The following is a 19,621-nucleotide window of genomic DNA, read 5'->3' on the forward strand; positions in this document are numbered from 1 at the left end:
CTGATTAATCTGAGAAAATTGGCTGGTCTAATAATACTCTCCCGATCCAGGTATAAAGTAGATCAGTTGTAGGGGACATTACATGAGAAGCCCTGGCATCCCTTAACAGCATTCCGAGATAAGAATTGTTTTGGTATCCGAGCCCTCCAGCCAGTGTCATAGCTTCGTTAACCACATCTACACAGCAATTGGCAACTTCCGCTTTAGCACTTAATATGCTCAACATCGCTTCCTGGGGATTTCTGTCTCCTAGCTCTGCTGCGTGGTAAACTAGCCGGCGGGTCCGTTCTACATTAGCCCATAAAGTTCCTAAACGATGTTGAAGTAGCGACACATTTGATAAAGACGTGCCACTGTGTGAATAATAGCGTTTGGAGAGACTCTCTTTAACGTCGGATAAAGCCGCTTCTGCAATTCCAAGGTACGTACCTGCCATGGCCATTAAGAAATAGGGGGCTACTACATTAAATACATACCATAACTGGTCGCCTTTTTCGCCCAGTATATGACTGCCTGATATGTGAATGTCATTCAGGTGCATTAATCTGGATGAATTCCCGCGCATCCCTAGTCCGTCCCAAGGCTTTCCCCATTCAATACCCTGCTGGTCTTTGTCGATCAGCACACAGGAAAATTCGTCCTGATCTGCACTGGGACTTGCACCTAAGGTAGAAACAACATAAGAGTCGGCATGCCCTCCATTGGTAACAAATGATTTAGTGCCCGAAACAACAAATTCTTCTTCGGTAACGGCTATCAGAGCTGTTTGCGGAAAATAAAAATGCGCACCGGTACCGGTTTCGCTTAGAGCGAGTGTTGTGATGTGTTTACCCTCGGCAATAGGGACGAGGTATTGCTGTTGTTGCCACTCTGTAGCTTTTGCTGCGATCACAGCTGTTCCTACACAATGCATACCGAAACATAGTCCCGCTGAAGAATATGCTTTGCCAAGCTCCTCACTGACCCTCACAAGGGCAAGAAGTCCCTGGTCTAATCCACCGCAGGAAGCAGGAACAACAAGGCCGGTCAGCTTGCAATCTTTCAAAGCCTGCATAGTTTCTGATACCCAGGTTCCTGTTGCGTCAGCTTGTACAGCTTCTTTTGAGGCTATCTCTTTGCCGATAGCTGTGGCTTGCCCTATTAGTGCATCAATTTCCATCCTATCATATAAATAGCAAAAATGCAATTTGGTTTCTAATAATTCTCTACCTGAAGGGATCGTGAATTTGATGAGTTAGTGGGAGTTTTAAAAAAAAATTTAACATTTTTTTGGAATTTAATTTTAAGTCCATATATTAGCAGTCACAAATAATTGTGATAAGGTTTAGGTTGCCCTGGCGCTCTCATAGTATCAGGGCTTTTTTATGCGCTTTGCAATCCCTTTTCTGTCTTTTATTCCATCAAGATATTCAATAATTCACTGCTGTTGTCAATCGTCACCTTGCTTGTATCATTCTAAAAATCAATTCGGTATATTTGTGCACACTTAAGAAGAACATGCCTCAAGTTATACTAATTGATGATGATCTGGAACATCACAGTTTTGCGGAATCATTAATGAAAACTTACGATTTCTTTGACGATTTCAAATGCTATAATGATTCGAAGGCCGCTATCATTGATCTCGTAGATGCTCATTACGGTGAGCATAGGCTACCCGACATTATTTTGCTTGAGGTGAATATGCCCGACTTGCACGGTTGGGATTTTTTAGAGATGTTCGAAAATCTGAAGACCTTGCTGGCGAAGGATATTCCGGTTTTTATCCTTAGTTCTTCCATTGATCCAGAGGATAAGATTAAATCGGAGCACTTTTCAGTGGTAAAGGGATTCTATCAAAAGCCCTTAACTGCTGCCGTCGTGGAATCAGTAGTTTCGGAAACTCGGAGAGCTAATTTTCTCAAAAGATTATAGTTCTTCATGACCCCAAAAGCAGCAGGATTACCATCCATTTATTCTATCCTTCATTCCTTCAATCCTTCCTTTCTTCCCTCAATCCTTCCTTCAATTCCCTTCACATCGCTGAAAAAATTTCGCGGCATGATTTTTCTAATCGCTAACTTATCTAATCTACTTACGAAAACATGCCTCAAATCATTCTCATTGATGATGATTCTGCCTATCATCGTCTTGCTAAAAAAATGATGAAACGGTATAGCTTTTTTGAAAATGTAAAATGCTATACCCACCCTAAAACCGCTATCGCAGACCTTGTAGACGCTTATTATGGCAGTCACCCTTTGCCTGCAGTCATCCTGCTTGACCTAATTATGCCTGATGTGGATGGCTGGGACTTCCTTGAAATGTTCGAGAATTTACGAGGGCTGATAGACAAAGATATACCCGTTTTTATAATCACTTCTTCTGAGGATCCAATGGACAGGCAGAAAGCAGAACGGTTTTCTGTTGTAAAAGGGTTCTACAATAAGCCTTTATCGCCTGCCATCCTGGAAGCTATAATAACCGCAACGCGTAGAAATACTTTTCACAAATGATCTGGTGTGGAAAATCGGGGATAAGTTTGGAATTATGTAGATAATTCTCCTTGTGAATTACTCGTCCTCATTTAACTCCTTCATCACTTCAGCAAAAAGTTTGATAGATTTTTTCCGGTCTTCAAGGGCATAGGTAGGGGATACTGCAATCAGTTCATTTACCTGTGTTTCTTGTAGGAATTGCCGGATCTGCTTCTTTACCGTCGGTTTGGATCCAAAAAAGGAGTATTTGAGCATTTGAGACAGAAGAGGGTGCTTTAGCATATCCCTTAGTTCTGCGGTCAATTCTGTTGGTGGCTTTAAGGCTTCCGGAATTCCGGATAATACGCCAACAAACATACGGATCAATGTAGTGAAGAGTTGCTCTGCTTCGTGATCTGTATCAGCCACATAAACATTTATGCCTGCTATGGTATAAGGCTCTTGCTGGAATTCAGAAGGTTGGAACTCTTCTCGATAGATTTGCAGTGCGCTTAGGAGATGGGTGGAAGCAAAGTGACTTGCAAAAGCATAGGGGAATCCCTTTTTTGCTGCTAAATGCGCACTATCGGTGCTCGAGCCAAGGATGTAAAAGGGTACGTCTGTCCCTTCGGCAATTCCGGCCCGTACTTTTGAAAACTGGTTTTCTATAGAAAAATACTCCTGCAATTTATCTACTTCCTCGGGAAAGGAATGGGCGGCCTGCATAAAATCCGATCGTATCGCTTGAGAGGTTTGAGGATCTGTACCGGGAGCTCTGCCGAGACCCAGATCGATGCGGTCAGGATATAAATGGGCTAATGTTCCAAATTGCTCTGCTACAATTAATGGTGAATGATTAGGAAGCATTATACCTCCGGAACCTACCCGTATCTTCTCTGTATTCTCGGCAATATAGCCTATTAGTATGGAGGGCGCACTACTACCTATATAGCTGGAATTATGATGTTCGGCAAACCAAAAGCGCTTGTAGTTATTCGATTCGGCTTCTTTCGCTAATTCAAGGGAATTATTAAGTGTTTGCTTGATCGTGCTACTTTGCGGAACAAGGGCAAGCTCTAAAATGGAGTACGCTATATTTTGTTTGACCATAAGATTTGCGATTTTGCATTTAAACGTGCAAATCTAATCTAAACACCTACCGAAAGCATCAGCGCTAAGTCTGCTTATTGCCAGCCTTATGCAAGTTTTAATTGCTTATAACTAATTCGACCAAAAACGGTAGTAGGGTTTACGCTCCAGGTATTTGTTCCTTCAATCCATTATTTGCCTGCATTGGGCTGTACTTATCAAATATAAATTCCCAAACATGGTGGAAATGCCGTAAATTGTTCTACCTTTAGCAAAACAGCTACCAGCTCTCTTATTACCCTAGCGGGAAATACCTCTTCTGATCCGGTACTTCCTGATACTAATTCTGCTTTTATCAGACAAGATTATGAAGGAATAGATTTCCCACGTCCAATCATTTCTGAAAGACCAGCCGGTCAGTAAAAGAAAAAACACTAATAAATAATATATCTATGAGTAAAGATAAAGGCGGCAAGAATATTAAAAAACCTGCCAGCACAGAGACAAAGAAAGCCGAGTCGGACTACCAATCGGGTAAGAAGTCAAAGGCAGAACCAACAACAGGAATTAAAAAGAAATAAATTGACAGAATCAACAGTAAGATTTCAGGCGCGGATGTATATGTTCGACCTGGATAATTGTGCACAGGAATATTGGTTTAAGGGGCATGAAGGATGGAACCTTTGTTTGGCTTCAAGTGAACAAAAAGCTGAACTGGAACGCAGGTATCATCCAACTATGTCGGCAAAAGGACTTCCCGAGGATTTGATCCAGCTGTACCGGTTGGTTTCGACCGGACTGATTAAAGCTAATCCGAAGGTCATTCCTACAGACCATTCGGAACAAATGTCTCCGGCTCCCGAATTCCTGATTGCCTTTAATCAAAACAGATTAAGGTAGATCTTCTCGAGAGAAAAAAGCCATCTTATTGAGGCCTCGAAAAAAATTAAGATACTCAATAAAACGGTTAAACCTTAGGATCAACTTCTCTAATTGGACGATGGATCACCTTTAGTGTGGCCATCATCCTGCAGAAGGATAGAACGCAGCATATTGATATAACGCTGATTTTCTGATACTCTTTTACTTACAGTAGGAGGGTCGAGGTTAGCTAGTGCGTATTTAGTAAGCATTCTTTTTTGCTCCTCTAATAATCGTAGCGATGCCCATAAGGCTTCCTCCGTTTCTTTGGATTTTTGATGGAAGAGTGCTTCCGCACCGAAGGCATGACCGGCATGGCAATTTGAGTATGACAGAGTTGCTGAACAACGGAAAGACCTCTGTAAATGGAGAGTTTTTTCCTGAAGTGGCTAAAAAATATTTAGGTACTGAAAGCTTTTATAGCTTGTCAGGCTTGGAGATGCCGGATGCAATTAATGTTCAGGTTGGGCAAAATAGCAGTAAGCCCACGATTTTTACCGTTCAATGCTATAGGGATCAAGAAACAAATGAACCTATTTTTACATTGCTCAGTAAACAGAAGACCACTTAGGTACTAATACAAACCTTTTGGCATATAACAAGGAGGGTGATTTTAAAGGTTTGAAAGATTCTGAAACAATGCAGGTTGGACAATGTTGAATTCATAACATTATGATTAAAGCAGCAAAGAAATTAATTCCGGGACAGAACCTGAGATACGTGGGAAAAGGATTTCCTGGATTTAAAAAAGGGCAACCTTATATGGTCTTTGTAGAATATAAGGGCATCCATCAGATGTTGGTAAAGTATAACGACCTTAACATCATTGTAAACAGTTACCATACTGAGCCTTTATAATCACCAAATAATTATGTAAACAAAAAAGGGCTGCACTAGCATGGCACAACCCTCCCTCTAATACCTGATAGATCTATCTTACAACTATCGGAGTCATAGACGTACTGTAGCTGATCGTTTTATTCGAAAGCTCATTGATGTTTCCGCTAACTACCACGTTGGAAAACGTATTTGTGATCATTCCAAGCCAGGTATATCCTACCTTCCATTGATTGTTATTAATGTAAATGTTTTTACTTCCGGCTAATGCCTGGGCACGGATACAGTGACAATTAGTATACACAATGTTATTAGATACTGTAATGTCAGACACTGTGCGAGTAGCATTATAGGTACCTAGAACGATTGCAGAGGAGTTACCTTTTGATGCGCGGGTATCAACTGTATTGTTCTGGATCTTTATATTGTTCAGATTGTAGCTTCCGCCTCCTAATTGTATCCCTCCAACATTATCATTCTTGGTTTTAACATTATTGTAAGCAATAGTTACCATCGTTGCATCTTCCTTGAAGCCACCCGAGATTGCAATGCTTCCTGCTGTGATGGTGTTATAGGTTAAGTTATTATGGGAACCAAAGATCTCCAGACCGCTACGGTGATTTCCTGAACCGCCATTCATCACGTTCTTGGTAATGGTTGAATTCATGAAATATCCTGAGATACCGTTTCCACCGCGACCGTTAGGGTCGTTAAAGGTGTTGTTCGAAATAGTTGAATAGCGAACATAAGCTGCAGCACATTCAATTGCGAATTGAATTCCATTCGTGTTATTGAATGTATTGCCGGAGATATTAACGTTGATGTTATCCTGGCTTTGTAGCTGGAAACCTGGCGAAGATGCATTTTGCAGTCCCCAGCGAGTGAATTGATTGCCAGTTACTACCACATCTTTGGTGCCTCTTAGCTCTACTAAGCTACGACCAGCATCGGTGAATTTACAATTGATCACGCTAAGGCCGGTCACTTGGTAGGCGTTTAACCCTTTTACTGTTAAAGTACCTGCATCGCGGCTTCCTGAGAAGGATACGTTCTCGAAAGATACAGTTTTAACATTATCTGTTACATACATGGCCACTAACTGGGCTCCTGTATTACCCGCAAAGTTGGCGTTCAATTTGATATTCTTGATCTTTACGTTGCTTTTTTGCGTTGGTATTCTGAATACTCTTCTGCCAGCTGTAGAGCCATTGTTCAAGAAGATCTCGGTGCTTTCGCCCTGACCCTGAATAGAGGCATTACTAGGAATGATTATCTCGTTAGAGATAAGGAATTTTCCGGCAGGTAAGACCAGGGTTTGTCCCTTGGATGCATAAGAATTAACTAAATTCTGTAATGTTGCACGATTATCGGTTGATCCATTCCCATTTAGACCAACGGCATTCGGTGCCAATATTCCTGTGCGGCTGGTAGTAGTACTTGTTGAAACTGTTGCTACTTTTTCAGTGATTTTGAACTCTTGTTCCTCAGCAGGAGTAAAATTGTCTTTTTTGCAAGCGAAGATGCTTAGGGCTGTAAAGACGAAAACCCCTTGATAAAACCTTTTCATAAACAAACTCATAGACACTTGTAGACACCCTTACGCACTTAATTGCAGGACTGTTACAAAATTTTTAATTAAAGAAAATAGACTCTAAACTCTTTAACTTTTAGAATAATATGTGTGCCAAACTGAGAAGAACACTGCTTGAGAGGCGCCAGAGGCCGTTTTGAGGGATTTGTTTTACTAGAAGAAAAATTAAAATTGTGGAAACATTCAACAAAGATCGTTGTTTCTTTCGTCTGTTATTTTGAAGAAGGGGGGAGTGGCAATTACATAATTATGACATTCGCCCTGTTAATTCTTCAGCAGAACATTTGGCAAACCCGCTTTTGCTTTTACAGGAAGCCTGAACCAAAATCTGGCTCCTTCGCCTAATCTACTCTCTACCCCGATATCTCCGTGATGGGCTTTAATGATCTCGGAAGAGATATACAAACCCATGCCTAAACCTGAAAAGTTCTGCGAAGTGTTTTCAACACGGAAGAATCGTTGAAACAGTAGGGGGATCTTTTCAGCGTCAATGCCTATTCCCTGATCAACCACTGAGATTTCCACCTGATCTTCAATTTGTTCTGCTTTTATTAGAATGTCTCCTCCGTTCGGTGAATATTTGATGGCATTAGTGAGCAGATTTACCAGCACTTGCTCAAGCCTTACCTTATCACCTTCAATTGCCTGCGAAAAATCGCCTTCCAGCCTGACCGTTCTATCCTTTTTTTCATAATGGATCTGGTCTATCGCTTCTTCTATCAAACTTTTCAAATAAAATGTGGAGATATTTATGAGAAGCTTGCCTGCCTGGATTTTGGTAACATCCAGCAGGTCGTTTACTATCCAGGTTAGTTTTTTGATCTGTCTGTTTGCTATTGCTATAAATGGTTGTGTTTTCGAACCATCTGCCGATCTGCTTAAATTGTTTTCTACAATTTGCAGGGCCCCTCGAACACTCGTAATAGGTGTTTTGAGTTCGTGCGCTGCGATGGTCATAAACTCATCTTTTTTATTCATCAGATCGATGGTGTTAATGAGTTGTTTGCTGTTATTGATATCAGTGATTTGAGAAATGAAAAAATCAGGACTGCCATCTTCGTTCCTTACCAGGGAAACTGTAAGCAAGGCCCAGGAAAGAGCCCCATCTTTCCTGATGTAACGTTTTTCCATCTGATAGCTCTTGATTTCGCCCCCGAGCATCCGTTCAATATTATGCTCATCATCACTTAAATCATCAGGATGAGTGATCTGTTGGAAGCTAAGGTTAAGCAGTTCGGCCTCAGTATATCCTAAGAAGTCGAGTACGGCATGATTAACTTTTAGCCATTTCCCTTCTGCAGACACTAAGGCCATTCCTACAGCCGAGAAATTGAAGACGTTCGAAAACTGCAGTTCAGCTTTCCGCCTTTGTCCCGACACTGTCTCTACATCTTCTGCTGTTCTTAAGTGCAGAAGTTGGGGCATGATCTTATAAAGGGCGTAAACAGTAAACAAGGAAACGACGCCGGTTATAAACTTTAATAACGCGCTGAAACGGTAAGCGGGCCACCAAAATATTAGGGCATCCATGAGATGTGTTGAGCCACATAGCAGGATAAAAGCAATAAACAACCAGATGATCTTGGGAAAAGGTACGTCTTTTCGCCCTGTAACTAGTTTAAATAGAAGAAAGGGAATGGCAAAGTACGCCGCCCAGATCATTAACTCTGCAACGATGTAAAGCCAGCCATGAAATCCAGTCCACAGTCCGCATCGCCAACGTGCTGGCCAGAACTCAGTGGAAAATATATCCGAAAAAAAATTTAAAACGTCCTGCATTGTATAAGGTAGATCCAGCGGATCAAAAATAGTGTAATTAATTCTTAAAAAATTTATTAAATATTGGTCAAAAATTGCCAACTTCGCCTTTGGATTATTATCCTCCGCCGTAAAATAATTCTATTGGCTTACTGGGATATCAGATAAGAAGCTATAAGGCTCCGCTTTGAGCCACAATCGATAGGTATTGAAATATAAAGGGCGGATATGGGACCCAACCCTATTTTATTAACGCAATTTTAATACGGAATTAACAGTTCAAATGTTACAACATTGAATAAGATTTCGTGATATTTTTCTATGATCCGTGGATTTTTATTTCTCCGCGAGTAAATTTGTAATCCTAGCCGTTCGGGTTCACTTCTCCAATCTGTTCTGTCCATCATTTATTCCCTCACTCGTTGTCTCTTCCCTTGCAGTTTATTCTAGTATGTTTTTTCGAATTATTCTTTGTTTTTAACTTATACTTTCTACCTTAGTGGTCACAAAAAATTGTGATAAGGTTTAGGTTGCCCTGCTGCTCTCATAGCTACAGGGCTTTTTATTTTAACAGATCTACTAATCAAAAGGCACTTTTAGTAGCTTCCCCATCAATAGTAATGCTTTCGAATGCTGCGGGATTGCAGGAAAAATTTTCATAAGCATAAGCTTGAGAACGGAGGATGAAAGTGAATAACAATCATGTGAGAAAATCAACTTTGTCGCAAATACCCCCGCAGATTGTCGAGATTGCTCATTTCCTAATTTGAAAACCCTAAGTACATTTGTAAAGGCCAGCAGCTTTAGTGTTAACCATTTAGGCTTAATTTACCTATGAAACAGGCAGACATCGATAATCAAGTATTAGTGGCAAAGTCGGGCTCTTCTATTTGGCAGGACCTCAAAAATGCAGTTATGGGTACGGAAGCTGATTATACCCAAATTGGACTTAAAAAAGCGATCTTTCTTCTGGCTGTACCGATGATCCTTGAATTGGTCATGGAGTCGACCTTCGCCGTAGTAGATATCTTTTTTGTAAGCCGGCTTGGTGCTTCGGCTGTTGCTACGGTAGGACTTACAGAAACATACCTCTTTCTGTTATATTCTATTGCTATGGGACTTTCCATGGCCATTACAGCTACCATTGCCAGGCGAGTTGGCGAAAAGAGGGGCGAGGATGCCGCGGTGGCTGCGGTTCAGTCGGTTTTCCTGGGAATATTAGCTTCGGTACCTTTTGCTTTGGGAGGTATTTTTTATGCTAAAGAGTTGCTTGGTCTAATGGGAGCAGACCAATGGTCTGTTAACCACGGGTATCGTTATACCCAATGGATGCTTGGCGGGAACATAGTAATAGTGCTACTATTTGTGATTAACGCAATTTATCGTGGAGCGGGAGATGCTGCTATTGCTATGCGTATTCTTTGGATCTCTAACGGATTAAATATTATTCTTTGTCCCCTGTTGATCTTCGGTTACGGACAAATTCCCGCACTAGGTATAGAAGGTGCTGCAATAGCTACTAATATAGGCCGGGGTGTTGGAGTGCTGGTACAGGTCTGGTTGCTGCTGAAGGGAGGAAAGCATATAGCAGTGAAGCTTTCGCAGGTTCGTTGGCATTTAAAGGTAATGGCTGGCATTTTTCGTACTGCACTTGGGGGTATTGGCCAGATGGTGATTGCAATGACCTCCTGGATATTTTTGATGAGGATACTTGCAGAAGTAGGAAGTGAAGCGGTGGCGGGTTCCACAATAGCTATGCGAATCATGATGTTTACCATGATGCCTGCCTGGGGTATGTCGAATGCAGCTACAACGCTTGTAGGGCAGAACCTCGGCGCAGGCAACCCCAACCGGGCAGAATCTGCGGTGTGGAAAACAGGCTTTTATAATATGATATTTCTGGTTTGCGTTTCCGTGGTCTATTTCTTTTTCAACCGTTCCCTGATGCAAATCTTTACGGCGGATGAGAATGTAATCAAAGTAGGAGCAGAGTGGCTGCGCATTCTTTCCTTTTCCTATTTCGTATACGGCTGGTGGATGGTTTCGACCTCGGCTTTCAATGGGTCGGGAGATACACGCACCCCAACACTTATTAATCTTGTATTCTTTTGGTTGATACAGATCCCATTGTCTTACGTGTTAGCTATCCACCTCAATCTGGAACAAACCGGGGTTTTCTGGGCCGTGTTTGTATCTGAAACCTCTGTAGGTATCTTTACCCTATGGTTGTTTAGTCGCGGTGGCTGGAAGAAAACGCAGGTTTAGGAATCAATTCATCTGAATTAAAGTCATTGGGTTGTAGAATAATTGACCAAAGTATTCGATAAGTTGAAGCTTATGTTTTTGTTTTTTAATATTGCTGCATCAAATTCTGGCGATTGTATAGGGGATAAGAGAACATGGTGGCCGGATCAATTGATCAATAATAGGCACATCATGAATCTAAGAAAAGGCTTTTTCCTTCTGATACTTACACTTATCTGCTTTGATTTACCATCTTCCGCTCAAGAGGAGGATAAACAGCGGTCGTGGTTGGGCCGCCAGGTGAACCGGATGTTCAATGATACAGCATCGGCGGGAGAATCGACCCTTACCATTTACCCCACAGCGGCCTATGCACCCGAAACTGGAGTAGAGTTGGGAGCATCAGTGCTTAAGTTATTCAGGGCTAAAAAGGATTCCTTGAACCGGCTGAGCGAACTGCAGGCCTTTGTTTTTGGGACGTTCAATGCTCAGTATGGGCTTTGGCTGGATAATGCTATATATACCGACAAGGATAAATGGTTTTTTCTTGGAAGAGCCAGGATTCAACGGTTCCCTATGTATTATTATGGTATTGGTCCGACTGCTGTAGGAGACCGCTATGCTGTAGTGGATGCTTTTAATGTGGTGTTTAAACAGCGGGTTTTGCGTAAGCTGGCAAATAATTTTTTCTTAGGCCCGGAGATGGATTTTCAGAACCTTTCGTCGGTAGAATTCGAGCAGCCAGATGTAGCTTTCGACCTCCCTACCGGAAGTAATGGGTATACAAATCTGGGACTAGGAGGGGCCTTGGTCTATGATAACCGGCACAATGTTATGAATGTAAGAAAAGGGCTTTTTAGTGAGATTTCGTATTTACGTTACTTATCATCATTAGGTAATTCCTTCAACTATAATAATATTAACCTGGATGTTCGTTCTTACAATCCAGTTGGAAAGAGAAATGTATTGGCTTTCCAGATGATCGGGAATTTCCAAACCGGTAATGTGCCATTCAACCAACTGGCTTTGATGGGTGGAGACATGATGATGAGAGGGCTTTACCAGGGAAGGTTTCGCGACAAAAATATGATTGCTATTCAAAGCGAGTTCAGAATGCTTCCTTTCGCTTTTCACAAACGCCTTGGAGGCTCTATTTTTGCTGGTTCTGCCGTGGTCGGCCCTCGTCCTGATCAACTGTCTCTTAGTAATGCCCAGGTGTCTGGCGGCTTTGGTCTTCGTTATCTACTGTTCCCTAAAAAAGATATTTACATCCGCCTGGATCTCGGTTTTTCTAAAGATGGAGCAAACTTTTATATCTTTAACGGAGAAGCATTCTAACAATCCCCCGTTCATTCATGCACTCCTTCTAATAGTACAAGCCCTGGGGGCCGAAACAGAACTTTAAGCTAAAAGACGCTACTCCATACATATCTGGAATATTGCTCCAGGGAGCACCAAAAGATGCATCATTATAGCCATCCATTCCCTCGCCCGCGGTTATATTTAGCTGGTAATTGAGATTGAAAATATATCTGGTGTAGCCCCATCTATCAGTAATATTAAAGTTCATGCCTGTATTTAGGGGGAACGTAATATCTGTGCTTGAATTTGTTCCCGGAAATTTCCAGCCGGTACCTGGTTGTATCCTGACGATCTTATCGTCCTTTATGCTGTTTTTTATTACACCCATTCCTATACCCATGTAAAAATGCCTCATGGCGTGAAGAAAATTGCTGTTTCGGAAGTCGACGACCTGGCCCAGGTGAATTTTAGTACCAAAGCTTAGTGAGCTGTAATTGTTCTGGAAGAACCTGTGATGCTTGTCTTTTTCCCGGTCGCCTCCGCTAAGTATTCCTTTTTGAACCTCAAAACCAAGGGATGCAAAAGGTGTGATGAAGAAGTCGAGGGACCCTCCCAGCGTTGGTGCGGGAATTTTTTTAGATAGGTCGGCAAATGCAGTGTTAACACCAGCGGTTCCCCCTGCGGCCATACGGTAATAATTGTACTGGCTGAAGGTGTGAGTGAAAGAAAGACAAGCAAGAAATACGAGTAAACCCCTTTTCATTATTCAATTAATGTGTATTCTGATAAAGTAAAAATGCCTATTGCGATAGGTTTGGGAGTAAATGTACAAGAGTGCCGCCTGCCTTTAAACTAAAGTGATCACAATCATTAATTGTTCGTTTTTGATCAACTGGGTGCATGATCTTTATCATTTTTTGCGAAATGTATGTGATTCTGCATCTGTTGAAACTTGGTAGTCTGCTATTGGAGAATCGAAATTAGGGAGCGGATGAGATCCAATGAAACCAAATTATTGCCTTCCAAAAGAAATAAAGCAGATAACAAAATGGAAATTATTAAACTGAAAATTTAATAAATAACATAACATTACTATTCCAAAAAAAATCCTTATCATAGTGCTGCTTGTAAATATTGAATAGCCCCGGAAATAAGTGGGCGTATTGATTGAGGTTTAGAATGGGCGCATCACGCGCTATTAAAAGGGATTTATGATTTTCTGGAATTTGATTGCAGGTGCTGCAAATCTGTTTCTGTTGATTTTCTGCTTTCATCTGTTCTTCTCGAATAGGGGAAACCGGCTCTTTAATCGTCTGTTGATGCTATCCTTCCTGGCCAGGGTAGGGCAGGATGTTATTTTCATGCTGATCAATTCAAGGATGCTGACAGATTATCCCTACCTGATTAAAATGCTTGCCCCTGTTAGTTTTCTTGCCCCTGCTTGTTTCTTCCTTTACATTCGATCTTTTGTAAACAGCGAGATCCAATTAAGAAAACAAGACTTCTGGCATTTTGTAATTCCCATATTGATCCTGATTGAAACCATTTATACTCTGTTTTTCTCAGGGATCGACTCCCGGATTGTTGCAAGAGAAGCGATGGAGAAGGGACTGTTTTTTACTGAGGTCAAAAATGGATTATTTCCTGTCTACTATTATTATTTTGGCAGGCATGCCTTGTTTCTTGGATACCTTTTATTGAGTTGGAGGGAGTTTGCCAATTCAGAGATAGTAAAAAGGAGAGAAGACAAGGAAAGGAAGTGGATGTTCGCAATCCTGATCCCCACCTCTTTGGCCCATATTACTAGTATATCTCTCTTTATTTCGCATTGGGCGTCTGAAATTCCAATTGTTCACAGCCTGATACCTGTTATTATTACCACGAAATACCTTACACTTCTTGGATTTATAATTTACATGGTCCATCAGCCTTCACTGTTATATAACTACCTCTTATTGCGCGGACCGGGCCTTAATTATCCTTTGTCGAACCCCTTTGAAAGGGAAGGACTAGCGGTATCAGAACCAGGCAAGGAAGACCAAGAGCTATGCGGAGAAAAGGTAATTAGGAAATCCAAGATTTCGGAAGAATATGGGCAGATCTATATTGAAGCAATTTGTACCTATATGGAAAAGGAGAGACCTTTCCTGAATAGTAACTTTCAGATGCTTGATCTTGCAAAGGACTTGGCTATTCCCTCGCATCATTGTTCTTATGTAATTAATAATGTTTTGGGGAAGAACTTCCGTGATTGGGTTAACGCCTATCGTGTTCAGTTTTTTATTGATGTTTATCCTTCCAAATCCTCGTCTATGACTGTCGACGGCATTGCGTTTGAATCTGGTTTTGCCAGTGTTTCTACTTTCTACAGAGCTTTTAAGAAGGAAACTGGATTGATGCCACTGACCTTTTTTAAGGGATCGGAGCAGATTTCTTAATAATAGAAATATCTGAATAACTTCCTCTGACCGTTCTCCTGAGCGGTTTTTCTGTTAAAATACTTGCAAAATTAGATAGTGATAGAGCTTCAATCGGCAATTCGGCATTATTGAGTAATGGCTTTAGTATTTTTGAATTTCTAATCAAAAAGTATTTTTCTATCGTTTGTAACGCATCCTTATGCCAAAGATCAACCGCTGCAAATTTGACTTTCACTATTGGAGATATAATCCCGAAGGTAGAATTAGGTTCTGTGACTGTTGCGGCCTTGAGCAGTCGCGTACCCGTAATCTGCTGTTCGGCCGTTGGATGATAAAACAGAGGAAGATGAAAATGACCTAGCTCTTTTCCAGTTTGATCCTAGTCCCGAAGACCTCAAAAAGCTGACGATAGAAGAGCTTATTAGTTTATAATCCCTTTCAGCAACAGTGGCTGGTATTACCATTTGATTGCATTTCCCTGGCGCCGTATTCCGGCAATAAATTCGATGAACGTAGTCTAAGTGAGGGATTGATTAGGTTAACAAAGTTACCTCGAATTAACAGAAAGTTCTATTGATTCAAGGTAACATTTCAGGTAGTTGTAGGGGCGCAACTCCTTTTACAATGTCATTGAACAAAAATAGTTGTTCTTTGTCTGTGGCTCGCATTGTAATCTTGCTAAAAAAATCTGTTGTTTTATAACAAAAAGGTGCTTAAGAATAAAGATAATTAAAAGAACCTATAAAAAGATCTTTTAAGGCGAAAAAAGGTTCTGTCTTCAGATATTCTTTAGTTGTGTAGGTATCAAATGGAAGTGACAATGTGTTTATGGAAGAAACAGCGAGGTTAATTAATAAAAATGCGAGTGTACTTATTTTATTTGATATTCAAACCTTGGCAGTAAAAGGCTTAACCATGCGTTTTGCAGTTCATCGTAATTAAGTTTGGCTTTAGCGTAGACCTGGAAATTTACCTGAAGGGAGGTACTTTTACTTAGCACGGGTTCAGAACGAGAAATTGTTTCGTGTCCTCAGCATGATTTAGTATGTTAGCCATTCAATAACCCTAAATTGAAATGCTAACCAATCGTTTATTTACCAAGAAGAATATCTTCCTTTCTACCCCTCTAAAGAAATGCTTTTTAGCTGTTGCTGTTATGGCATTGTTTAATAAACAGGGGGAGGCGCAATCAAATAATTCGTTTTTTAAGGATAAGGATCTGATGCAGGTGGGTACCTATTACTATCCTGAACAGTGGCCGGAGAGTAATTGGGAAAGGGATATCAAAAAGATGTCGGAGCTTGGATTTGAGTTTACGCATTACGGAGAGTTTGCATGGGCGGTAATGGAGCCCGAGGAGGGGAAGTATAATTTTGAATGGCTGGATAAGGCAATAAGTCTGGCGGCAAAGTATAAGGTGAAAGTTGTTCTTTGTACACCTACACCTACGCCTCCGGTATGGCTTACGCAAAAGCATCCGGATATTTTGATGGTGAATTCAGATGGACGTACCATCCAGCACGGAGCAAGGCAACAGGCTTCGTGGTCATCAAAGAAGTACCGGGAGTATATTGAGAAGATTGTAACGGTTTTAGCTAAGAGATATGGAAACAATCCAAATATATGGGGCTGGCAAATTGATAACGAGCCTTCCCATTATGGAAATGAATACGACTATAGTGATAATGCGCAAAAGTCGTTTCGCATCTGGCTAAAGAAGAAATATCAGAACATTGATAATTTGAACAAGTCGTGGGGTAATGCTTTCTGGAGCATTTCGTATAATAATTTCGAGCAGATCAGGATTCCGAATGGAAAGGAGCTTGTTGCTCAGCCTAACCCTCATGCGGTTCTTGACTTCAAACGTTTTACTGCCGACGAGGCAGCGGATTTTGTGCTTTATCAGAAAGACCTTCTGCGTAAGCATGTGAAACCTGAACAATGGATCACCACCAATTTGATGCCTACTTATCCGGCTGTTGACCCCCTTCGAATGAAAAGCCTGGATGTTCATAGTTATACCAAGTATTTGGTGGCCGGTTACGATAATGGGCAGGGGGAGCAGGGTTTCCGCATGGGATCTGCGAGTAGTATTGGCTTTTCTAATGATCTTTTCCGTTCAATCAATGGTTTGAGTGGGGTAATGGAACTGCAACCGGGGCAAGTAAACTGGGGTTTGTTCAATCCTCAGACTATGCCTGGTGCTGTAAGGATGTGGATGTATCATGTCATGGCAGGAGGGAACAAGTTCGTTTGTAATTACCGGTTCCGCCAGCCATTATCTGGAGGGGAGCAATACCACTATGGTATAATGAAAACGGATGGCGTTACGGTTAGTCGCTCCGGCGATGAATATATTAAAGTGATAAAGGAACTTGAAGTGCTGCGAAAGGCGTATAAGCCAGCAGCTGTTCCGGCCATATTAAATAAACGCAAGGCCGCGATCCTTTACAGCATTGATAGTCGCTGGGAGATGGACAACCAGCCTCAAACCAATCAATGGAACTATATGGAGCACGTGAACCGTTATTACAATGGTTTGAAAGCTTTAGGGGCACCCGTTGACGTGATCGATGAAACCAAAGATCTTTCTGCGTATCCTTTTCTTGTAGTACCTGCATTTCAGTTGTTGGACAACACATTGGTGGAGCGTTGGAAAACTTATGTGCAAAATGGAGGTAACCTGATTATTACGTGCCGCACGGGGCAGAAAGACCGGGAAGGGCACTTATGGGAAGCTTCGTTTCAGCAACCCATTCTGGAACTGATTGGAGCAAAGGAAATTTATTATGACCATTTACCTGTTTATTTGATGGGGAAAGTAAGTGCCGGCGATCTTTCTTTTGACTGGAACAACTGGGGAGATATCCTCGACCCTGCGTCTGGTTCCGTATGGGCTAAATATGAAGATCAGTTCTATAATGGAAAAGCTGCTGTATTGAACAGAAAGGCGGGAAAGGGGACTGTTACTTATATAGGCACTGATACAGACGACGGGAGGCTGGAAAGGGAAATTTTACGGAAAGTTTATCAGCAGGCGGGAGTTTCAACCTTGAATTTACCGGAAGGTGTCATTGTAGAATACCGAGATGGGTTTTGGTATGGTCTGAACTATTCATCGAAGGTTCAGCAAATCCCTGTACCGGCAAGCGCAAAGATTATTATAGGTCAGAAGGCTTTGAAGCCAGCTGATGTAGTGGTCTGGCAAGAGTAAGATTATTTTAGAGTGGTTATTTGTTAAACTGTAGAATTTATCCGCAATTTAAAAAATAACCGCTCTGAATCCGACCTTAAATCCAAAAGTCGTCATCATCTTGAGAATTGTCGTTGTTCTCTGACTTATGGTCAGGTTCGGCCCAACCACGTAAGTCCTGCGGAAAGTTCAGTTCGAACAATAAGTTTTTTTGTGGTAGTTGCTCGAACGCCAGGGGAACCTGCGTAGCATGCAAGCCAACTGTAACATTACGATGATATTCCAACGCTATCAGGTACTGAAGGAACTCATCAAATTTTTCGTTCGATAAGCCCTTCATTATCTTTACGAAAGCATCTTTGACGTCGCCGATAATTTCCGGCGGAACTTCTTTCACACCTTCCTCTGTTACCTTAAGGGAAGTCTCAAGCATGTTTTGGGGAGTAGCTTGAGGCACCAGCTGGTTTATTTTGAGAATTATATCTTTTACTTCCATCACGTCGTTTCGATAATTTATACCATAATTATGCCAACCCAAGAAAGGAAATATGTAAATGTTGTTTTTTTAAAATCAATTCTTTCACTAACTTAATTGCGGTTTAGGTCTATGAGAAAAGTATTGATTGTAGAAAGTGACGAACAGGAGGCTGCCCATGTTGCAAGACTGCTAACTGAGCTAGGGCATGAGGCTGTGATTTGCTCTGCGGAAAAGGCGCTTGCTATTCTATTTATAGAGTTGGAACCTGATATTGTAATTATTTATAGAAAGCTTTTCTTGAAGAACAGGCAGTTATTTATCGCCCAAGAGCGGGATAGGTTGTCGGACGCTTTATTGCTTGTTACCTCGGGAGCCTATTTAACCCCGGAAAGGGTGCAGGAATTGGGTGTTGACGGGTTCCTTCACAAACCTTTTGCACTTAAGGAACTGGAAGAGGTGCTAGGTAAATTTGAGCTTGAAAGGATGAAATAATACAAAGGCTTGTATTGAAGTTGAAACAGAACCGGTTCTGCTACGCATCCTACGTCTGGATCCTCTTAATAAATATGCCTAAAAAGAAAGCCAGCGTTTTTTGAATGCTGGCTTTTATAGTTTAGGAGATTCCTATTTGGTGTCCGTAACTCTTTTAAATGTGTTTTGGATGGTGTAGCTTTTGATTTGGGATTTGACCACTATGGAGTCTGCATACAGCTTTCCTTTAGCCTGAAGAACATTGTTGGATCCAAAGTCTAATTTGAAACTGAAGTCATTGCCCTTAATCTGTCCTTCCTGAATGTCAATCTCATCGCCAGTCGCAGCTGTGATCACTCCGGTTAGCTTTTCGCCTTCAGCTTTGAGGTGATATGTAATTTCTACATCTTCTCCACTCGGAACTTTCACTGTCCCTTTCCACACTCCAGTGAGGTCGCTGACAAAACTCATACACATTGCCGCCACCACTAATGTCATTGAAATAAACACTTTTTTCATCTTCAGAAATTATAAGTTAAAGTTAATGCTAATCTTTTTGATGTCAATATGTTCAGGGCGATTGTAATGTCAAAAACACATTGTCTATTCATAAATGGTTGTTTTACGGTATATTGCTTTGAAGGTTTGCTATAAGATTAAGTTTGTAGAATTTTAATAAGCAGTGAGGTTATGCATTAGGCTAATGAAGAGACCTTTTAGTAGAACCCCGCACTTTCAATTTGCGTAAAAAGGATTCAAACGAAATGATATGATCAGAACGGTAAAATTGATGCTCTGTAAGGCGGGCTTCCATAAATGGAGGTATAAGAAGGATGGAACTAAAAAGAAATGTTCCAGGTG

Annotated in this window: 20 protein-coding genes; 11 read left to right on the plus strand and 9 right to left on the minus strand. The window is 41.3% G+C overall.

Annotated features, from left to right (window positions below):
- Positions 1-4: 4 nt before the first annotated feature.
- The gene (locus J4N25_RS16350; protein WP_207422861.1) at positions 5-1,159 is read right to left on the minus strand and encodes an acyl-CoA dehydrogenase family protein; all 1,155 of its coding nucleotides are present in this window, start codon (positions 1,157-1,159) and stop codon (positions 5-7) included.
- 338 nt (positions 1,160-1,497) lie between these two features.
- Here J4N25_RS16350 and J4N25_RS16355 point away from each other — a divergent pair, with 338 nt between their 5' ends.
- Positions 1,498-1,914, plus strand: a complete 417-nt coding sequence (locus J4N25_RS16355) for a response regulator (RefSeq protein ID WP_207422862.1) — start codon at positions 1,498-1,500, stop codon at positions 1,912-1,914.
- Positions 1,915-2,084: 170 nt separating this feature from the next.
- The gene (locus tag J4N25_RS16360) at positions 2,085-2,495 is read left to right on the plus strand and encodes a response regulator (RefSeq protein ID WP_207422863.1); all 411 of its coding nucleotides are present in this window, start codon (positions 2,085-2,087) and stop codon (positions 2,493-2,495) included.
- Between the two features lie 57 nt (positions 2,496-2,552).
- On the opposite strand, the gene J4N25_RS16365 is transcribed toward J4N25_RS16360, so the two are convergent.
- Positions 2,553-3,566, minus strand: a complete 1,014-nt coding sequence (locus tag J4N25_RS16365; RefSeq protein WP_207422864.1) for an LLM class flavin-dependent oxidoreductase — start codon at positions 3,564-3,566, stop codon at positions 2,553-2,555.
- A 431-nt stretch (positions 3,567-3,997) separates the two neighbouring features.
- On the opposite strand from J4N25_RS16365, the gene J4N25_RS26960 reads away from it, so the two are divergent.
- Positions 3,998-4,126 carry a hypothetical protein gene (locus J4N25_RS26960; protein WP_255537113.1) on the plus strand — a complete coding sequence of 43 codons (129 nt, stop codon included), beginning with the start codon at positions 3,998-4,000 and terminating at the stop codon, positions 4,124-4,126.
- Between the two features lies 1 nt (position 4,127).
- Positions 4,128-4,445, plus strand: a complete 318-nt coding sequence (locus tag J4N25_RS16370) for a hypothetical protein (protein ID WP_207422865.1) — start codon at positions 4,128-4,130, stop codon at positions 4,443-4,445.
- Between the two features lie 89 nt (positions 4,446-4,534).
- Here the strand turns inward: J4N25_RS16370 and J4N25_RS16375 are convergent, their stop codons facing one another.
- A complete protein-coding gene (locus tag J4N25_RS16375; RefSeq protein ID WP_207422866.1) occupies positions 4,535-4,678 on the minus strand; it encodes a hypothetical protein in 144 nt (47 codons plus the stop codon).
- 29 nt (positions 4,679-4,707) lie between these two features.
- Between J4N25_RS16375 and J4N25_RS16380 the strand changes: the two genes are divergently transcribed.
- Both J4N25_RS16380 and J4N25_RS16385 read left to right on the plus strand, forming a co-directional pair.
- Positions 4,708-5,037 carry a hypothetical protein gene (locus J4N25_RS16380; protein ID WP_207422867.1) on the plus strand — a complete coding sequence of 110 codons (330 nt, stop codon included), beginning with the start codon at positions 4,708-4,710 and terminating at the stop codon, positions 5,035-5,037.
- 101 nt (positions 5,038-5,138) lie between these two features.
- Positions 5,139-5,324: a hypothetical protein gene (locus tag J4N25_RS16385; protein WP_207422868.1), complete on the plus strand. Its 186-nt coding sequence runs from the start codon at positions 5,139-5,141 to the stop codon at positions 5,322-5,324.
- Positions 5,325-5,397: 73 nt separating this feature from the next.
- On the opposite strand, the gene J4N25_RS16390 is transcribed toward J4N25_RS16385, so the two are convergent.
- Positions 5,398-6,870, minus strand: coding sequence for a glycosyl hydrolase family 28-related protein (locus J4N25_RS16390; protein ID WP_207422869.1), 1,473 nt, complete (start codon positions 6,868-6,870; stop codon positions 5,398-5,400).
- A gap of 288 nt (positions 6,871-7,158) precedes the next feature.
- Positions 7,159-8,673, minus strand: a complete 1,515-nt coding sequence (locus tag J4N25_RS16395) for a sensor histidine kinase (protein WP_207422870.1) — start codon at positions 8,671-8,673, stop codon at positions 7,159-7,161.
- 813 nt (positions 8,674-9,486) lie between these two features.
- Between J4N25_RS16395 and J4N25_RS16400 the strand changes: the two genes are divergently transcribed.
- Together J4N25_RS16400 and J4N25_RS16405 are read left to right on the plus strand one after the other, a co-directional pair.
- Complete coding sequence (locus J4N25_RS16400) at positions 9,487-10,917, plus strand: MATE family efflux transporter (RefSeq protein WP_207422871.1); 1,431 nt, start codon at positions 9,487-9,489, stop codon at positions 10,915-10,917.
- Between the two features lie 171 nt (positions 10,918-11,088).
- On the plus strand, positions 11,089-12,234 hold the full coding sequence (locus tag J4N25_RS16405; protein ID WP_207422872.1) for a BamA/TamA family outer membrane protein: 1,146 nt from the start codon (positions 11,089-11,091) through the stop codon (positions 12,232-12,234).
- A gap of 28 nt (positions 12,235-12,262) precedes the next feature.
- Here J4N25_RS16405 and J4N25_RS16410 read toward each other — a convergent pair whose 3' ends face one another.
- Positions 12,263-12,961: an outer membrane beta-barrel protein gene (locus J4N25_RS16410; RefSeq protein WP_207422873.1), complete on the minus strand. Its 699-nt coding sequence runs from the start codon at positions 12,959-12,961 to the stop codon at positions 12,263-12,265.
- A 448-nt stretch (positions 12,962-13,409) separates the two neighbouring features.
- On the opposite strand from J4N25_RS16410, the gene J4N25_RS16415 reads away from it, so the two are divergent.
- Positions 13,410-14,636: an AraC family transcriptional regulator gene (locus J4N25_RS16415; RefSeq protein WP_207422874.1), complete on the plus strand. Its 1,227-nt coding sequence runs from the start codon at positions 13,410-13,412 to the stop codon at positions 14,634-14,636.
- Here the strand turns inward: J4N25_RS16415 and J4N25_RS16420 are convergent.
- Positions 14,611-14,853 carry a hypothetical protein gene (locus J4N25_RS16420; RefSeq protein ID WP_207422875.1) on the minus strand — a complete coding sequence of 81 codons (243 nt, stop codon included), beginning with the start codon at positions 14,851-14,853 and terminating at the stop codon, positions 14,611-14,613. The genes J4N25_RS16415 and J4N25_RS16420 overlap by 26 nt on opposite strands.
- 840 nt (positions 14,854-15,693) lie before the next feature.
- Here J4N25_RS16420 and J4N25_RS16425 point away from each other — a divergent pair.
- Entirely contained in the window at positions 15,694-17,832 is a 2,139-nt protein-coding gene (locus J4N25_RS16425; RefSeq protein ID WP_207422876.1) for a beta-galactosidase, read from the plus strand.
- A gap of 76 nt (positions 17,833-17,908) precedes the next feature.
- On the opposite strand, the gene J4N25_RS16430 is transcribed toward J4N25_RS16425, so the two are convergent.
- The gene (locus J4N25_RS16430; RefSeq protein ID WP_207422877.1) at positions 17,909-18,307 is read right to left on the minus strand and encodes a hypothetical protein; all 399 of its coding nucleotides are present in this window, start codon (positions 18,305-18,307) and stop codon (positions 17,909-17,911) included.
- Between the two features lie 111 nt (positions 18,308-18,418).
- On the opposite strand from J4N25_RS16430, the gene J4N25_RS16435 reads away from it, so the two are divergent.
- The gene (locus J4N25_RS16435; protein ID WP_207422878.1) at positions 18,419-18,781 is read left to right on the plus strand and encodes a response regulator transcription factor; all 363 of its coding nucleotides are present in this window, start codon (positions 18,419-18,421) and stop codon (positions 18,779-18,781) included.
- A 132-nt stretch (positions 18,782-18,913) separates the two neighbouring features.
- On the opposite strand, the gene J4N25_RS16440 is transcribed toward J4N25_RS16435, so the two are convergent.
- Positions 18,914-19,279: a hypothetical protein gene (locus J4N25_RS16440; protein WP_207422879.1), complete on the minus strand. Its 366-nt coding sequence runs from the start codon at positions 19,277-19,279 to the stop codon at positions 18,914-18,916.
- Positions 19,280-19,621 lie beyond the last annotated feature (342 nt).

The organism is Desertivirga brevis, assembly GCF_017355835.1.